19 protein-coding genes are annotated in these 15686 nt (G+C 40.4%); 10 read left to right on the plus strand and 9 right to left on the minus strand.

Going from position 1 to position 15686, the window contains the following annotated elements; genetic code table 11:
- Positions 1–97: 97 nt before the first annotated feature.
- From FBY58_RS09060 to FBY58_RS09650, 3 genes are all read right to left on the minus strand, one after another.
- Positions 98–349 carry a DUF2312 domain-containing protein gene (locus FBY58_RS09060; RefSeq protein ID WP_012817686.1) on the minus strand — a complete coding sequence of 84 codons (252 nt, stop codon included), beginning with the start codon at positions 347–349 and terminating at the stop codon, positions 98–100.
- Between the two features lie 124 nt (positions 350–473).
- Entirely contained in the window at positions 474–791 is a 318-nt protein-coding gene (locus tag FBY58_RS09065) for a hypothetical protein (protein WP_141920727.1), read from the minus strand.
- Positions 781–1059 (minus strand): ogr/Delta-like zinc finger family protein, encoded by a 279-nt coding sequence (locus tag FBY58_RS09650; protein ID WP_014466402.1) that lies wholly within the window; start codon positions 1057–1059, stop codon positions 781–783. The genes FBY58_RS09065 and FBY58_RS09650 overlap by 11 nt, the downstream gene beginning before the upstream one ends.
- A 247-nt stretch (positions 1060–1306) precedes the next feature.
- Between FBY58_RS09650 and FBY58_RS09075 the strand changes: the two genes are divergently transcribed.
- From FBY58_RS09075 to FBY58_RS09085, 3 genes are all read left to right on the plus strand, one after another.
- Complete coding sequence (locus FBY58_RS09075) at positions 1307–1759, plus strand: hypothetical protein (RefSeq protein WP_014466401.1); 453 nt, start codon at positions 1307–1309, stop codon at positions 1757–1759.
- Positions 1760–1934: 175 nt separating this feature from the next.
- A complete protein-coding gene (locus FBY58_RS09080; RefSeq protein WP_141920728.1) occupies positions 1935–2198 on the plus strand; it encodes a type II toxin-antitoxin system RelB/DinJ family antitoxin in 264 nt (87 codons plus the stop codon).
- Positions 2185–2457, plus strand: coding sequence for a type II toxin-antitoxin system YafQ family toxin (locus FBY58_RS09085; protein ID WP_141920729.1), 273 nt, complete (start codon positions 2185–2187; stop codon positions 2455–2457). The genes FBY58_RS09080 and FBY58_RS09085 overlap by 14 nt, the downstream gene beginning before the upstream one ends.
- Before the next feature lie 378 nt (positions 2458–2835).
- Here FBY58_RS09085 and FBY58_RS09090 read toward each other — a convergent pair whose 3' ends face one another.
- The 3 genes from FBY58_RS09090 to FBY58_RS09100 all read right to left on the minus strand — a co-directional run bounded on the left by FBY58_RS09090 (position 2836) and on the right by FBY58_RS09100 (position 4986).
- Complete coding sequence (locus tag FBY58_RS09090; RefSeq protein ID WP_141920730.1) at positions 2836–3561, minus strand: hypothetical protein; 726 nt, start codon at positions 3559–3561, stop codon at positions 2836–2838.
- 148 nt (positions 3562–3709) lie between these two features.
- Positions 3710–3994, minus strand: a complete 285-nt coding sequence (locus FBY58_RS09095; RefSeq protein ID WP_141920731.1) for a hypothetical protein — start codon at positions 3992–3994, stop codon at positions 3710–3712.
- Positions 3995–4011: 17 nt separating this feature from the next.
- Positions 4012–4986, minus strand: a complete 975-nt coding sequence (locus FBY58_RS09100) for a P-loop NTPase fold protein (RefSeq protein WP_141920732.1) — start codon at positions 4984–4986, stop codon at positions 4012–4014.
- A gap of 269 nt (positions 4987–5255) precedes the next feature.
- On the opposite strand from FBY58_RS09100, the gene FBY58_RS09105 reads away from it, so the two are divergent.
- The 4 genes from FBY58_RS09105 to FBY58_RS09120 all read left to right on the plus strand — a co-directional run bounded on the left by FBY58_RS09105 (position 5256) and on the right by FBY58_RS09120 (position 7452).
- Positions 5256–5486 carry a hypothetical protein gene (locus FBY58_RS09105; protein ID WP_012817662.1) on the plus strand — a complete coding sequence of 77 codons (231 nt, stop codon included), beginning with the start codon at positions 5256–5258 and terminating at the stop codon, positions 5484–5486.
- Between the two features lie 57 nt (positions 5487–5543).
- Entirely contained in the window at positions 5544–5861 is a 318-nt protein-coding gene (locus FBY58_RS09110) for a type II toxin-antitoxin system death-on-curing family toxin (protein ID WP_260432195.1), read from the plus strand.
- Between the two features lie 776 nt (positions 5862–6637).
- Positions 6638–6874: a hypothetical protein gene (locus FBY58_RS09115; protein WP_141920733.1), complete on the plus strand. Its 237-nt coding sequence runs from the start codon at positions 6638–6640 to the stop codon at positions 6872–6874.
- Positions 6871–7452: an AAA family ATPase gene (locus tag FBY58_RS09120; RefSeq protein ID WP_141920735.1), complete on the plus strand. Its 582-nt coding sequence runs from the start codon at positions 6871–6873 to the stop codon at positions 7450–7452. The genes FBY58_RS09115 and FBY58_RS09120 overlap by 4 nt, the downstream gene beginning before the upstream one ends.
- A gap of 488 nt (positions 7453–7940) precedes the next feature.
- On the opposite strand, the gene FBY58_RS09125 is transcribed toward FBY58_RS09120, so the two are convergent.
- Complete coding sequence (locus tag FBY58_RS09125; protein ID WP_011078109.1) at positions 7941–8159, minus strand: plasmid partition protein ParG; 219 nt, start codon at positions 8157–8159, stop codon at positions 7941–7943.
- A gap of 28 nt (positions 8160–8187) precedes the next feature.
- Complete coding sequence (parA, locus tag FBY58_RS09130; RefSeq protein ID WP_141920736.1) at positions 8188–8817, minus strand: ParA family partition ATPase; 630 nt, start codon at positions 8815–8817, stop codon at positions 8188–8190.
- A 535-nt stretch (positions 8818–9352) separates the two neighbouring features.
- Between parA and FBY58_RS09365 the strand changes: the two genes are divergently transcribed.
- Positions 9353–9511: a hypothetical protein gene (locus tag FBY58_RS09365; protein WP_185738208.1), complete on the plus strand. Its 159-nt coding sequence runs from the start codon at positions 9353–9355 to the stop codon at positions 9509–9511.
- Positions 9512–10445: 934 nt separating this feature from the next.
- Positions 10446–11711, plus strand: coding sequence for an MBL fold metallo-hydrolase (locus FBY58_RS09135; protein ID WP_141920738.1), 1266 nt, complete (start codon positions 10446–10448; stop codon positions 11709–11711).
- A 997-nt stretch (positions 11712–12708) separates the two neighbouring features.
- Here the strand turns inward: FBY58_RS09135 and FBY58_RS09140 are convergent.
- Positions 12709–12888: a hypothetical protein gene (locus tag FBY58_RS09140; protein WP_141920739.1), complete on the minus strand. Its 180-nt coding sequence runs from the start codon at positions 12886–12888 to the stop codon at positions 12709–12711.
- Positions 12889–13567: 679 nt separating this feature from the next.
- Between FBY58_RS09140 and FBY58_RS09145 the strand changes: the two genes are divergently transcribed.
- On the plus strand, positions 13568–15686 hold a 2119-nt coding region (locus FBY58_RS09145; protein ID WP_141920740.1), incomplete at its 3' end, for an AAA family ATPase.

Raw genomic sequence — 15686 nt, forward strand, 5'->3', positions numbered from 1 at the left:
TCCGGTCTTGGACGCAAAAAAGCCACAGCGAAGATTCTCCGCTGTGGCAGGCCTGAATTTGAGATAGAGAGATAGAGGAAAGGGGCGCCGGTTCTGATCACGGAACAAGCTTCCGGCTCATCGCCCGATCATTGACGATCTGGTTGATCAGAATACGAATAGAATTTTCAGGATGACCTTTCCGCGAACGGCTAACCGCGAGCTTGGCCTTCTTGATGTCATATTTCTGACCTTTCAGATCACGATAGGCTTCGGCAATCTGGTCATCCAGACGTGCCTTTTCTTCTTCAAGGCTGATAATGGATTGGAGCTTTTCAGTCAGCTCTTCGGTCGCATGAATAGAACTCATAAGACGGTCTCTCCAATGAGAAGATAAGGGATTGCCGAATAGGCATCGGCCAGAAACCCAAGGTTAGAACTGACGGGAAAAGAACAGGTCTTTTCCAAATAGGAAAGGCTGAAAAAACAATAGGTCATAAAGACGAACCAAAGTTTTGGATAAAGCCGTTCAAGCCCTCATTGGCCGTAGTTGCCGAACGTTTAATCACCTCGATAAGACTTAATATTTCAGTATTAAATCTTATGAATTCATCTTTTGAGACATTTTCCAGTAAAGCATAAGAACGGGTCTCTTCTGCCCGACGAATACCTTCCAAGCGATCCATCAACAGGCGAAGACCGCATTCCATCTGCCCCATATAAAGATACAGGGCATTGCTAATCTTCTGCTTGAATGTGCTGATCTCGCTATCAATTAAGGAGGGCATATTTTCGGCTGTTTTAATTGTCATTTTGACGCGCCTTTAATTTCGGAGATTTCGGAAGATTCAGCGAGATCTCAAAAAACTTTGGCTCTTCAACTGTGTGAATGAATGAAATCTGCAATACAAAGCGGTGACCGCACCGCTTGTTATTACATTCGACATAACTGTCTCGGATCAAATCCGATTGCATGTGACTAGACAAGACATGCACGCGCGAGCCGCAATAGGGACAATATCCTGAGGGAATATCTGCCGATAATTTATGAGCCTGCAATGTAACTGATTTATTTGTCATCAGCTTGCCCGCAATTAAAATCTACAAAGATTCTTTGTAAAATTTTTATTGAAAAATAATACATATTGCTGTCTAAAATGCCTCTACTGACAGAGTCGTAATTAGAGTCGTAACCTTATGCTTGTTGTTCATATGTAATTATTTTGTATTTTTCAATTTAATTATTGAATTTTGTAAAAAAATAAAAAATTAACAATTCAGTCACACATACATTGATTAACAAACGCTTTTGAAGCGGTTGTAAAACATGCATGTTATGAAAAAGTCAGACCAAATCGATTACATCCGGAACTGGGTTCGCCAAGAACGCCTGTTGAGAGACTGGAGTACGCGAGTGCTGGCGGAAAAGGCTACTCAGGTTGCCAAAGCTAACAATGTTCAGATTGACTTAAAACAGCAGTCGATTTCCTATTTGGAACTGGGACACATGAAAAGTGTCCCATCTTGGCTACAATTTGTTGAACAGGCTTTCGAAGAGAACCCTCCGAAATTGCTTGGTAAGGTTTACCAAAAACCGCAGACATTCGATTGTAACGGTAAGACTTTTTTACCTGATGAATCTTCTCTTAAGAAAATACTTATTGGGCTTTTAGCACCCATGGAAGACCATATCCCATGGGATTCTAAATACCGTATTGCATCCAGCTTGGCGAAGAATCTCCCTAAAGGGATAAAAGAAGTAGGAATGTTCCTCAGTTAAATCATAAATTCAGGCCCCATGAATAGCCAATTCCCAATTCTATATTGGCTATTTTCCAACAGGGGGAAGTTTTTATTCACTGCGACACATACTGCTTTAAAATAGGAATGATGCTTTCTAAAAAGCTATATAAATGATAACATGTATTACATTGTCATTCATATAGGAGGAAGTAATGGCAGCTAATCAGCTCGTACAGGCTCGCATTAACGGACAGATAAAACAGGAGGCTGCTGTTATATTAGAAAGCATTGGTCTGACGGTATCTGATGCTGTCCGCATGATGCTCACTAAAGTCGTTCAAGAAAAAGCTCTGCCTTTTGACCCTTTGATTCCAAACAAAAAGACATTGGCTGCTATGAAAGACGCGCGTGCCGGTAAAATGAAAAAGTTCGACAGTGTTCAATCTCTGATGGATGACCTTCATGCGGATGATTGAGCGAACATCTCAATTTAAACGCGATTACAAAAGAGAACGAAAGTCCGATCCGCAGTTAGATAAATATTTTATTCCTGTCGTTACCCATCTAGCCAGTGACGTTATGCTAGCTCCTCGTTTGAAGGATCATTCGTTGACGGGAAACTGGAATGACCATCGGGAATGTCACATTAAGCCTAATTTGCTTTTAATTTACCGGAAGCCTGACGAATGCACCCTTCATTTGGTGCGGCTAGGATCTCATTCAGAGTTGTTTTAATTAAGGTATAGGCCAGTTGATAAGCGTTAGGACAAAGGGACTTTAGTCTTTCGAAGGATATCCGCTTGCTTATGGATAAAATCATCAATGAGTAACGTCAATCGCTTCAAGAAAAAACACTAATAACAAAAATATATTATTGAATTGTAATCAGGAAAAGTAAAATTGTTTAAAGATACTGGCACCTTGTTTAAAGATTTAGGTATTTGATGGACTTTTCCTTGATCTTGCAAGTGTTACTTTGGGCATTAACGACAACAATTTTCTTTACCTGATTTAGAGGTGCAAGGATTGTGTCTCGAATAATTTACCTTATTAGATAGGAATAGAAGAATTAAGATATATAAACCGAGTGGTATAAAATTACATCGAGTATTATCAGCTAGAGACTGTCCCAATTTTTTCTAAGAGGGATCTAGAACGATCACCTAGATGAGGATCATCTTTTAAAGACTCTATTCTCGATATAGTTTCAGAAAATGTTGGATTCTCTTGGCTACCATCTAGGTCTGGCATTTTTAAAAGATTGTATAGTTCAGGTGTTCTAGAGTAACCGCCCTTACCATAAAGATATTCCATCATTTGGATGAAACCTTCATCTTCTTTTGTATTGGCATTCCAGAATTTTTTAAACCCTGCATTGTCAATGTTTTTCCAAGCTTCAAGAATTATCCAACCTCTAATATTTTGAAAGATTTGCTCTTTTGATAGAAGAAGATATCTTTGTTTCATTATAGGAATAATTTTATCTAGTGCTTCTTCTTTAAAACGCCATTCAGATTCGGAGGTTTTGGAACCTCCACCTCGGCCATGAGCCCAAAATTCGTTTCTAAAATAAAAAGAGAGCCAACAAATAGCCTTCCCGTCTTTGAAAAGATTACTAAAATCTTTATTTATATTTTTTTTGAAAAAATTATCTGAAAACAAATTAAATTTAGAAGAATTACTATTATTTTCAATATTATTATCCATAATATTAGACATGGCTATAATTATATTACGAATAGCGATAGGTTCTATATCATAAATCCCTTCCATAATCCATTGTAATAATAGAGAAGCTTTATTTAAACTTTCTGTAAAAATAGTAGAAGATAAATCCATCAGTACGGATTCAGTTTCTTCAGGACTTTTTCTAAGACGATTGAATATTTTATTCTCTTCTTCGAGAGAAAATATAAAAGGCTTTTCTCTTGGAGAGAAATAAAGATAAAAATGATTTATGCTTCTTAATCTTCTAAATTTAATAGAATTACAATCTTTTAGAGGATGATAACCACCAACATATATCTAAATTATATTGCTCATCCGTATTAACACAAGGCAAATAATGAGAAAAATCAATATTATATTTCTGCTTTCCTGATACTTTACTAAGAATCTTTTTTAAAGATTCAAGTTCTTCTGTCTTTTTGTCAGGAAAGCCTCCTTCTCCAAATAGAGAATAATAAAAGACATTTTTACAATAATTTTCTATCCAATTATAGAGATCAGGATCATCATTTTTGATGATTTGTAGCCAGACAAAATCACCCAAATTAAGGTTATATTTTATCACATAAGGTAAATAAAACGGATACTATCCAATATTTTAATCAATACTCTTGGAGTTTTTACTCTATGCCATCCTTCACTTGCTAAAGATATATCTATCGATAGTTTTTGATAGGAAGGTAATCTCGGTACCAAAGAGTATAATTCATCTTTAAACCAAGATAATAAATCAGAAAAATTTGGCAAAAAGAGAGGAATGGTAAGTTGTATAATTTTTTCTAAATATGACTGACCGCTATCTATTTTTATTTGCTCTTCAATGGCTTTACAAAGAATATTTCTATCATAGCTTAAAACGTAAGTTACGTTCGGAAAGTCAGCAACGGAACGCACCAGTCGCAGAACCTCTATTGCTTCTGAGGGATCCAAGCGATCGAGATCATCGATTACTACGATTATTCGACGACCTATATCTTGAAATATTGTTGTTAGCTGATTTTTAAGATTAGAAAGAGATTTCTCTGATGTAATACTATACAAGAATTCTATAATTATATCGATACAAGCGCTATAAGATATAGCGTTTATTTTTTTCAAAAAAAATGTTATCAAGTTTACCGGATATTTAGTTACTGTAAGCAGCTTTATTTTAGGAAAACCGTCTTCTGCTGCTTTAATAAAGGATTTAAAGTTTTTTGCTATCTCATTATAAGGAAAATATTCCTTTAAGGCGGTAACAAATTCACAGAACAATGCGTCAATTAAAATATCGCGATTACCAACAAGCCACGGCTTAAAATCGACTATTATTATATCCTGCTCTTTCTCGATCTTATTCTTGATCAGATTAATAAGACTAGATTTACCAGAACCCCATTCACCCTCGATACCAACAACAAAACCGTCCTCAATTTTAGCTTGCGTAAGAGAGAGAGCAATCTGGTCTGCTAATGCAGAAAAACCAAGTTTATCGTCTTTCTCTTCAGTAATTGGGCGGTCGCCAGTGTAATTATAGGCGTTGTTTTTAGTGTTCACAGTATTTGATACCCAATATTATTTTCTTTGATGTGAAGACGATCTAATCATGTCAGCAGCTATCATTAAATGATATATCTCAAGCACTACAGTTGTTTAGCGAAATTGGACAGCTCAATAGACATTTTATTAAGCGAAACGATTAAAATATGATTTAAGATAGCTAACGTTAACCCACTCTACTGGAAACATAGAGAGTATATCTTGTCTTACTTGGCTGTCATTATTTATCATGATAAATGATATCAACCCAATATTCGAGGTGCTTTATGGCAACCCACACACGTGAAAAATTCGCCACTCAGGTTGATATGGAGATACTGAACACGGTTAGAAACCTTGCCCAAAACGAAGGGAGACAGATTCAATCGTTAGTCGAAGAAGCCTTATCTGATCTGATCGAAAAACGGAGACTTAATCAGCCTCGCAGCCGCGTTATGAATATCTATCAGGCAAGCCACAAAAATTTTGCAACGCTATACAAAAAATTAGCTGAATGAGTGAGTTTATCACCCTTGTTGAAGCTTTGGCTATTCATACTGATCAAATAGATCGATATGGAGGGTCTTACGGGATCCGAGATAAAATTATTAGAGGCTGCCTTATTTCGTCCGCAGACAGGCTATTATAACGATCTTATACAAGAATCTGCTGCACTTTGGGAAAGCCTTGCCCAAAATCACCCATTCATTGATGGTAACAAGCGAACGGCTTTTGCAGTCACCTATACATTTCTTGCCTTGAATGGTGTCTTGATTTCGGCAGATGCTGAAATGGTCTATAGTTTTATCAGCGAGCTTTATCGAAGTAACAACTTTGAATTTGAGATTTTAGATCAATGGCTTCGACTGAATACTGTTAAGCATTCCGCTTGATGGCTAAAAGATATTGGTATTTATGGTGACCGTGTTGACCGTAAACGACTGACTACAACCACTGATGAAGATACGATTTCTGGTATGTATCCAACTCCAACCACTATCCGGCATGCTTTGGGTATGAGCCAAAAAGATACCAATTTTCATATGGCAGAGGACTCATTCATAGTGGTGTTCTCTATGCAATTTCATAGTTAGATAAACTGTTTTAGCGCGGAATAATATGCTTCATTAGGTTCTATAATATTATTTCAATAATGTTTTTTCAGACCCTTTGCGTTCGATGCCATCCAAGCCGCGGGCTTTTTTCACCCCTCTATTTTCGCTCACTCGTATTGGCTCAAACATACCCTAAATCCCCTGTATTTAGCCTTATAAAGCGGCATATAGCTAAAAACAAGCTGGATACCCTCATCTCATTTCATCTCAAGGCAGCGCATTTAAGCAAATTGTCTGTTTTTAGCAAAATTGGAGAGTTGAGGCGTTGATTTATGTAGCTCATAAAAAGGCAGAATGCCAAGGCAGCTCTCTAAAATTAAAGTCATATTCTGTTATGCAGATTTAGCCTAAAATCGATGATATTGAAAACGGCAACACGTCTGTTTGACGATAAGGTCAGAATATAAAAAATTATCGAAAGAAGCGAATATTTTCTAACAAATTTAGGCAGGCCGGATAGGCATGTTCAAGACATATGCAACCCATGTGATTATACTTGTATCATGAGAAGGGTGCTGTAAAATTAAAAATAATTAGCTCCGTAGAGGTTTAAAATGACATCTATCCCTCAATCATCAACTGATAACAGTGATACCCTTTGGCATAGCCTCGTCATCGCTGCTAGCTATGATGATGGTGCCGCTGCTCAAGAGCACTTAGACGCGGGCTTTCCCATCTATTATGTTGAAGACGACACACCAGAAGGTCTCCTGATTAAGGAATATCCTGATGGCCATCGTGAACTTGTTCGTTTCAATGAAGCAGGTGATGAAGTTATCAAAATTCTATGAGTTTGCCTCAATTATGGATATTCGCGGGTCCTAATGGTGCCGGAAAGTCTACTCTCGCACAACGTTACGTGGCCGGAAGAGTTGAAATTATCAATCCTGATAACATTGCCGTTGAGATAGCCCCCAACCAGCAAACGACCCCAGCTATTGCCAGCAAAGCTGGACGGATAGCAATCGAACGGCGCCATGCGTTGCTAAAACTAGGGTGCAGCTTTGCTATCGAAACAACTCTGTCTGGCCAAGGCGAGTGTGCCTTTATGAAGGATGCTCTAGACCGAGGATTTAAAGTTAATCTGGTTTTTGTTGGGATATCAAGCGTCCTCCAATCTCGAAGCCGAGTGGCTGAGCGCATATTAAGAGGCGGTCACGCAGTACCTCCGGCAGATATTGAACGGCGCTTCGGGCGGAGCATGACCCACCTGACTCAAGCTATACAAATAGCGCATCGGGTTTTATTGCTGGATAATAGTGGCAAAAGATTGCGACTTCTTGTTAGCTGTGAGAATGGGCGCGTCAAGCATATCAGCGCCCATCTACCCAGATGGGTTCAAACCGTAGCAGACTCACTTATTGGATAGAGGTTAGTTTTTGGAACTACACCTTATTAGACGAGAAGCCATCGCTTGCTTAGTATAATTCAAACATTACTGGAATTGTGAGAGGATTTGCCGGCTTTCGATATGATCGAAAGAAAGTTTTTCAAGCCAGCGCTCCCCTCATAAGGTTCTAATTTTTGACGGCTATTTTATTGAATTTACAAAAATCCTTTATTAGTTTCCCCCTAATTTAGCCAAATATCATATAACTCAAATGAGTATATACTTATTTGAGTTATAGAGTAAAAATATAATAACACTTTTGTGCTTATGAATTCTTTGAAAGAGAAAGACATGATACAATCGGTAGGCATGGCCGGTAGGCATGGCCGGTAGGCATGGCCGGTAGGCATGGCCGGTAGGCATGGCCGGTAGGCATGGCCGGTAGGCATGGCCGGTAGGCATGGCCGGTAGGCATGGCCGGTAGGCATGGCCGGTAGGCATGGCCGGTAGGCATGTTAATTATTCAATCAATTAAAGGGCAACGTTTTTATATAATCGGTCAGAATATCTTTGATACTTTTTCCTTGTTGTGCAGCATAAATTTTTAGCTTTGTATGAAGATCGCTATCTATAAAAAAGTTAACACGCTTTTGTTCTTTTTCATCTGATAAGCTAGCTAAAGTGACCTCTTTAGATTTACGCGCACTGGGACGCCCCGCTTTAAGTGATAAAACACTTTTACTCATTTACTTTAAACTCCATAAACGTAAAAATTCAAAGGAATTTTTCTTTAATTTCCTTGAATAATCTGTGGATTTCCGATGCAGCGTTTTCATCTATTTTATCGTCGAGAACAGTCACCCCAAGACTGGCCGAAGTGGGATAACTTATTCTTTGGGTGATAGCGGTTTCTAAAACAGGTAGCCCGTAATCAGCCAAAGCCTGAAAAATTTCGTTACCTAGCTTAGTGCCTTTGATCGCACGGGAAACGATAAAAGCAGCCTTAAGTTTGCCGTCCGTTATTTCAATTCTGGATTTCACTAGATCGACTAATTCAGATGTCGCCCAGATGTCATAAGGAGAAGGTTGCACCGGAATTAAAATTACATTGGCCGCCTTGATAGCGGAGACTGCCAGATCAGAAGCCTGCGGGGCGCCATCGATAATGACGACGTCTTTATTGGCAATATGTTTTAGATCCCGCTCTATCGTTGGACGATCTATCCCGATAACAGAGACAGGATTGTCCTCCCTTACCGCTCCCCAATCTCTTGCGCTGCCTTGAGGGTCAGAATCTACCAGAAGGCAATTATAGTCTGCTAACTGGAATGCCCGAGCAAGATGGGTCGAGATGGTCGTTTTGCCAGAACCGCCTTTTTGATTTAATACTGCAATTACTTTCATGTGTAATTACTCCTTTGAATAATAGTTGTATTATATTTTTATATGTAAATACAATTACTCATTTTCATCTTTTTATCATCATAAGATTTAGCACTACAGTTGTTTTTTTAAATGAAATTATCATTATATTTCAATTGGTTATTTTTCTATTTGTGCTAAAAACGAGCGAATTCAAGTAACTCGGACTTTTGCGCTAATTCCTTAAAAAGACGTTATAAAAATGGATGATGATGGGTAAACGGGACTTTCCCAGTTATATTCCCAGTCTAGGAACTTACATGCTGCGTCTCATCGGCTCTCATCCCAGCAGTCCTGTAAGCCTAGCTTGACAAACGGTTCTCAGGCCAGAAATTAGCCTCTCTCCTCACCTTCCAAAGCCCGGTGATGATGGAGCCTAAGGTTTTGGCTTAGGAAGAGAAAAAAGCTGTTGAGATTTCCAAACGGAAACCAGAAGATCCGAAGGAGAAGCTGACCCGTAAAGCCGTCAGGAAGCAACTGCCTGTTCATACTCTCTAATGCCTTGACACAGTTTGTATTGAGCGACCCAAAAGCCAGAACGGATACCAAAGAAGCAACCAAGTGGACAGTCGCGCTTTATCTTTTGGTGATTCCTGTCAGTGACAACCCGATGCATTTCGTGACCAGCTCTCAGCAGTCTGACATTGCAACAGGACGCACAGAGGGTCAAATTTGATGGTCACCAGATGCTTCGCCTGTCGGCCTTAAGGACTCAACTGGTGCAAAGGCAACTGGTGATAAAGAACCCATGGGCAGGCTAGCATTTTGAGAGTGCCCCAAGACTATACGCAGAAGCTGGACATCACAGAAACTGGCAGTACTGACCTCTGCTTCGTAGCATAGCACCTTGCCACTTTCCGTATTGTGCTTGGCTGGATGAAATCTACGAAATGAGGATATCCAGAAGATTGACAGTATCCCCTGCTTCCTTATCCGCCCTCACCCAGAAGACAAGTGAACGCCGAAAAAAGAGACAGGCACCGGTAATGTGCCCTTTGCTGAACTGGGAGGTATTCTGGACTTCAAAGACGGCGAGAAATTCTTTTTCTCGAAACTAAAAACACTCCAAAGCAGCCCAGATGGCACAAACTCCGGCCGGTTCGATACGGTCCTTGGATGTCAGCTTTTGCCGACATCTGACATTCTGGATCTTGCAGCTTAGTTAGATTCTTTAATTTGCACAGACGCATCTGCAAGCAAAGACAAATGCCGGAAATAATCTGATTTGTTACATAACATACTCTAGGTAATTTTTGCTACTTTGCACTGCACAGTGAAAGATTTAGCTGTTAAGGGAATTACCCTTTTATGGGGTAATTTAGATGGCGGCTACTCACGAGTTGACAACTGCGGAACACCGCTTAATCAAGAGTATGCTGCTACTCTGGCCAATTCTCAACTATCAAGAAATTCTAGCTTATGTTGCCTATCCTAGGAGAGGTTGGAAACATGCCCACATTAAAGAAATCTGTGATGAAGTCTATTTTTCGAATTTCCTCCCAGCTACCCATGAGGAATGGTTCTCCTTCATTGCTGCTTGAACCAATAGCCTGCGCTCTGATCCTGACCAGTTTGTTATTAGTACCAACACCGTCGATGATGCCAGCGAGATGAAAACTCGCCGTCAGATCGCTTCTCTGCATCTCCATTGGTGGCCCGTCGGCCAGGGACTTTACAGCTCTGGCGTTATACGGACCTCGAGCGACAGCGCGTTCAGCTGGGTCTATGATTGCGGCACAACCTCAAATCAATTCTTGATCGATCGCGCTCTTCATATGGATCAAACAGAGCGAGTTAGTGTCGGCGTCGAGAAGATAGATCTGGTAGTTCTGTCCCATTTCGACAAAGATCATATCAGCGGCTTTTCACGTCTGATTGCAGCCTGCCCAATCAAGCGGCTACTAATCCCCTATGTCCCGTTGTGGAAGCGCTTGGTGCTCGCGATCGAGCAAGGTGTCAGCGCCGAAGATCCCACTTTTTTGTTCTTCCTAAACCCTGTCGCCTATCTTCGCGGCATTGAGGGATCAGACATTGAGGATATCGTTTTTGTACCTACAGGTGAACCTGATGATGGGCCCTCGGCACCTGATGATCCCGAGCCCCCTATCCTTCCAGAAAGTGAGGAATTCGAGCTAACGTGGCCCCCCGTGGGTGATCTCAATCTCGAGATCGGGGACACCCCAACTGAGGCCGTCGGTGACCCGGCAGTTGAGCAGGACGAACAAGGGAAAGAGCCAATCTTCCTCAAACCAAGCGGACGCCTTGTGGTGCCCAGTTTCTGGGAGTTTGTCCCTTACAATGATGCGGAGCAACAGCCTAAGGCTAGTGCCGACTTCATCACTCAGGCCGAGTTTTTGCTGGATCTAGTCAAAAATGATGTGACCAAGCGCATTCAGGCATTTGAGAATCTTAAAGGCCTCTATATCGAAACTTTCGGATCCACTCCCAAAAACAAAAATATCATTTCACTCTTTCTTTATTCTGGCCCGATTAGCACGAGGTTACAGCTTGACACCGTCCTCACCTCGCACCTGGTAGAGCGCCCAGCGATTACTACTCGCTATGCTCAGATCCACACTGGTGATGGCACTCTCAAAGGTGCCCACTACACTCGGTTTGAGAATTTTTTCAAACGATCAAGACGGCTTCAGAAGCTGGGGCTTTTCCAGGTTATGCATCATGGTGCGAAACCGCAATGGCATGCTGGCATTGCTGCTAAGTTGAATCCAACCGCCAGCATCTTTTCATCTGATCCTGCGCACGAGGTATACAAGCATCCGCGCCCAGAAGTGCTGCGTGATTTTTGGCCCTACCATCCCATTCAGGTTGACAACGTCACGGGCTTCCATCTGTTCGGATATCTTATCCTGATCTGATAGGATGTGGTAGAGAAGCGGGGTAAAGCTTCGTGGGTAACTTGTCAGGACTTGCTGGATAGCAGGGATCGATAACAAGGTCATTTCAAATCACGCCAAGCCTGATCATCTCGCTGTATCAACCGGCAGGTCATGTCTCAGAAGCGCCAGAGAACAGGAATACAGAGAATGGCAAGTTCTCTTTCACTAGACAGTATCGGCTTTCAAGCAATAGTCACAGTCGCTTGGATATCTGGCAAGAGGGTGGATGCCGCCTGTCTACTCAGTTTTTGTTGGGCTAACAGGCAATTTTGACCGAGACAACGGAATATTTTCTTAGGCATAATGGACCAAAAACTACTATTTACATATAAAGATCCTGTGGCAGTTATCTCTTATATTAAGCAGATTAATTACTATAGGCTGCATCATCATCACACCTAATCTATAACTTTATGCGACATAGTCCTTAATATTGTTATAGGCAACCGCCATCTGCTCAATTAACCTTCGCATACACTCTACACGATTATCGATGAATTTACTCCGATCTGGCAAGTCGTGTGGTGGCTGGAACTTCAGAAAATTTCCAATATCGTTATAGTATGCTACGTCATTATACAGTTGAGAAAATATGCAGCATCAGTATGCTGGAACAGTTCCCAAAAAGCCAAGTAAGAGAATTCTAAGAATTCTCTTACTTTTTTATTGTCTTCCTGAGGGGTGACCGGACTAACGCCGAGTACGCTGCATATTTGGTCATACTATAATGAGAATAGATCATCTTCGAGGTCTTTGGTGAGGTAGAGGCTAGCCACCTCCAGAGAGTGAACCTCTTTAATCTCTTGCAATATTTTTGAAATATGAGGAGATACTCCTTCAAATTTGTTGTTCATAACGAAATAAAATTTTTTGATTGGCGTGATTTTTGCCAGTATTGTTCAAATTTGTTAAAATCTTCCTTAACCTTCTTCTGCGTCGTAGCTGAATTAGTCGAGAGTTTCTCCGGCGCATATACTTAAAAGTATGTGCCTGAATTTTTTAACCAGCCATCGTTGCCATGATCGCCAATATTCCCATGGGGCTTCACTTGTTCAAAGTCTGCATGCAAATAGCTTTGAATTTTTGTGAACAGTTCCTCAAACTTACTTCCATTGGCCGAAAGCACTGCCAGTTTGAATTTCTCGCGAAGGTTCATAAAGACATCTCCAAAACAGTTATTGACTGTCAATCAATCGTAAATCACTTAGGTCCTGATCCGAAAGTTTTCGAGTAATAGCGGTATGTTAAGATTCATCTGTCTTTGAGAAAAGATGGAGAGAATGATGATATGGACAGGTATTACTAGCCGCAAGTATAACCCGATAAGGCCTGCGTTATCTATCAAAATAGACAGTCGTGGAATGGGTGTTGATCGTGCCGTGTTCGCTCCCGCGGCCAGACAAGGTAGCGCCCCCGTACAAGTGGTCAACGCCATACTCTGCATGGCCTCGACCGATTGTGCGCGGCGTTTATACTGCCAACAAACTGCGATCTACGCTCGCATCCATGAAAAATGGACTATCGAAATCATCAGGAGATCCAATACGGTGAAAGGCTTTCAGATCCACCGCGCCGCTAGTTCTATGTAGCTGTGACGCACGCTGAAAGCTTCCTGATGTATGTCTCCGAGCAGAGTAGATGGAGCAAATCCGCCCAGTCTATTTCTAGGACCGCAAGGTGTAGGCATAACCCGAATCTTCAAGTACGTTAACGGCTACTCGGATACATGCATCTCTATAAGCAGTTGTCCAATGAATTGATGTATATATCCAGAGATCGGGACAGATACATCAACAGGCTATTATTAAAATTAAGCATGCTTAGGAGGTCATAGGATGACAATTGAACGGATAAGTAAAATCAAAAGCCATCGAATTTTTCGCGATTTTGTTTGGCCAGAAGATCTACCTACTTTTAAGGGAAAAAATCTATTTTACGGTTGGAATGGAATGGGGAAATCAACGCTCTCTGAACTATTTCGATCAATCGAAAAAAAAAGTCCCGTCCTCGAAGGGGATATTGAATTTATTATTTCTGGCAACAAGGTTGACGGAAAAACTTTTGCAACAGCTCAAGGGCTTCCGTCGATCCGTGTATTCAATAAAAATTTTGTTACCGACAACGTATTCACCAGCAATGACGTAGTAACACCCATTTTCGTTTTAGGCGAAGAGAACATAGAAAAACAAAAACGAGTTAAAAAGCTCAAACACGATATCAATCTTAATGAGATAGAATCCGGTAAAAAAGAGACAGAAAAGAGACAATCAGAAAGGGATTTAGATAGCTTCAAAACGCACCAAGCCAAATCAATCAAAGATTTGCTGAGCTCATCTGGTGGGAACAATCGGTACAATAACTACGATAAGCGCTTATACCAAACAAAGTGTGAAGAGTTGCTTAGACTTTCTAAGGCTGAACAAAAAGCAAAAATCCTAAATGAATCTGATTTTCACACGCAGAAAAAAAAGAAAGATTCGACGCAGCTAGATAAGTTAAAACTTCTAAACTTTAGCTACCCTGACACTCGAAAACTAACAGAGCAAGTTGTTGCTTTACTCAAAAAGACAGTAGTCTCAACGGTAATAGAGAGTCTCAAAAATGACAAAGATCTCTCTGAATGGGTAAAAACTGGTCTAGAAAAACATCAAAAAGAGCATTCCTGTAATTGTCTTTTTTGTGGGCAACCCTTGCCCGATGGCCAGATTGAGAAGTTGGAAGCTCACTTTAATAAAGAATTCAATACGTTTATTGCCGAAGTTAAAGACCAAATTACGATTATAGAATCTGAAATTGAAAAATCATACGCACTACCCAATTGGCTAAGTCTCTACGACCATTTAAAAGGTAATTTCAACGATCTTCGCCAAGAGTTCCTTGACGAAATCGAAAGAGTTAAAGAATATCTTGAGAACCTCCTCGCCGCGCTTAAAGACAAAGAGCAAAAACCATTTCAGCCTATTGAACATAGTTTTGAAATCATCACCGGTAATGAAAATATTATTTTTAATTTAAACGCAATAATAATCCAACACAACCAAGAAACTGATGAATTTCAAACAGGAATAAACACGGCGAGGACAAAAATAGAAGAATCCTTAGTCGCGAAAAGCCTGATAGAGTATCAGCATAAAAAAAATGAAGTCGATATAGTTTCTAGCGCTCTCCATGCTGTGTGCGATAAGATCACCGAATTGAGAACGGAAGTTCATAAGATTGAAGAAGACATCGAGGAACACCGCAAACCTGCTGATGAATTGAATGCTGATATTTGCTCTTACCTTGGCAGAAAAGAACTTACCTTTGAAATAAAAGGATCTGGCTATCAGATCAGTCGCAATGGAACTCCAGCTAAAAATCTGAGCGAAGGAGAGAGGACAGCAATCGCATTCTTGTACTTTCTAAAATCACTCGAAGATAAGTCCTTTTCCTTGGAAGACGGAATTGTCGTAATCGACGACCCAGTCTCAAGCATGGATAGCAATGCGCTCTTTTACGCCTTTAGTATCATGAAAAAAAAGACAGAAAATGCAGGACAGCTTTTCATTCTTACGCATAGTCATTCTTTTTTTAGGCAAGTGAAAAATTGGTTTAATTACCTTCCTAACCAAAAAAATAAAGATGAATATAAGCGACCTGGAATGTTTTACATGCTGACTAAAAATGTAACTGATTCTGAGAGATCTTCTTCTATATCAAGGCTCGATAGCCTACTGTGTAAGTACGAATCAGAATATCATTATTTGTTCAAACTTGTTTATGATGCAGCCAATTCTGAGAAAAAAGCTGACTTGCAACAAAATTACCATCTGCCCAATATTGCACGAAGACTATTGGAAACATTTCTCGCGTTTCGTCAGCCTTCAATGTCAGGAAAATTGCACATGCAACTCAAATCAACCAATTTTGATGATGCGAAAAAAACTAGGATTCTCAGATTCCTTCATACATATT

The organism is Zymomonas mobilis, from assembly GCF_006715975.1.
Classification (GTDB): domain Bacteria; phylum Pseudomonadota; class Alphaproteobacteria; order Sphingomonadales; family Sphingomonadaceae; genus Zymomonas; species Zymomonas mobilis_B.

Coding starts and splice junctions, on each gene's coding strand:
- FBY58_RS09060 (WP_012817686.1), bottom strand. CDS start 349: ATGAGTTCTATTCATGCGACCGAAGAGCTGACTGAAAAGCTCCAATCC.
- FBY58_RS09065 (WP_141920727.1), bottom strand. CDS start 791: ATGACAATTAAAACAGCCGAAAATATGCCCTCCTTAATTGATAGCGAG.
- FBY58_RS09650 (WP_014466402.1), bottom strand. CDS start 1,059: ATGACAAATAAATCAGTTACATTGCAGGCTCATAAATTATCGGCAGAT.
- FBY58_RS09075 (WP_014466401.1), top strand. CDS start 1,307: ATGCATGTTATGAAAAAGTCAGACCAAATCGATTACATCCGGAACTGG.
- FBY58_RS09080 (WP_141920728.1), top strand. CDS start 1,935: ATGGCAGCTAATCAGCTCGTACAGGCTCGCATTAACGGACAGATAAAA.
- FBY58_RS09085 (WP_141920729.1), top strand. CDS start 2,185: ATGCGGATGATTGAGCGAACATCTCAATTTAAACGCGATTACAAAAGA.
- FBY58_RS09090 (WP_141920730.1), bottom strand. CDS start 3,561: ATGGATTTATCTTCTACTATTTTTACAGAAAGTTTAAATAAAGCTTCT.
- FBY58_RS09105 (WP_012817662.1), top strand. CDS start 5,256: ATGGCAACCCACACACGTGAAAAATTCGCCACTCAGGTTGATATGGAG.
- FBY58_RS09110 (WP_260432195.1), top strand. CDS start 5,544: ATGGAGGGTCTTACGGGATCCGAGATAAAATTATTAGAGGCTGCCTTA.
- FBY58_RS09115 (WP_141920733.1), top strand. CDS start 6,638: ATGACATCTATCCCTCAATCATCAACTGATAACAGTGATACCCTTTGG.
- FBY58_RS09120 (WP_141920735.1), top strand. CDS start 6,871: ATGAGTTTGCCTCAATTATGGATATTCGCGGGTCCTAATGGTGCCGGA.
- FBY58_RS09125 (WP_011078109.1), bottom strand. CDS start 8,159: ATGAGTAAAAGTGTTTTATCACTTAAAGCGGGGCGTCCCAGTGCGCGT.
- parA (WP_141920736.1), bottom strand. CDS start 8,817: ATGAAAGTAATTGCAGTATTAAATCAAAAAGGCGGTTCTGGCAAAACG.
- FBY58_RS09135 (WP_141920738.1), top strand. CDS start 10,446: ATGAAAACTCGCCGTCAGATCGCTTCTCTGCATCTCCATTGGTGGCCC.
- FBY58_RS09140 (WP_141920739.1), bottom strand. CDS start 12,888: ATGAACCTTCGCGAGAAATTCAAACTGGCAGTGCTTTCGGCCAATGGA.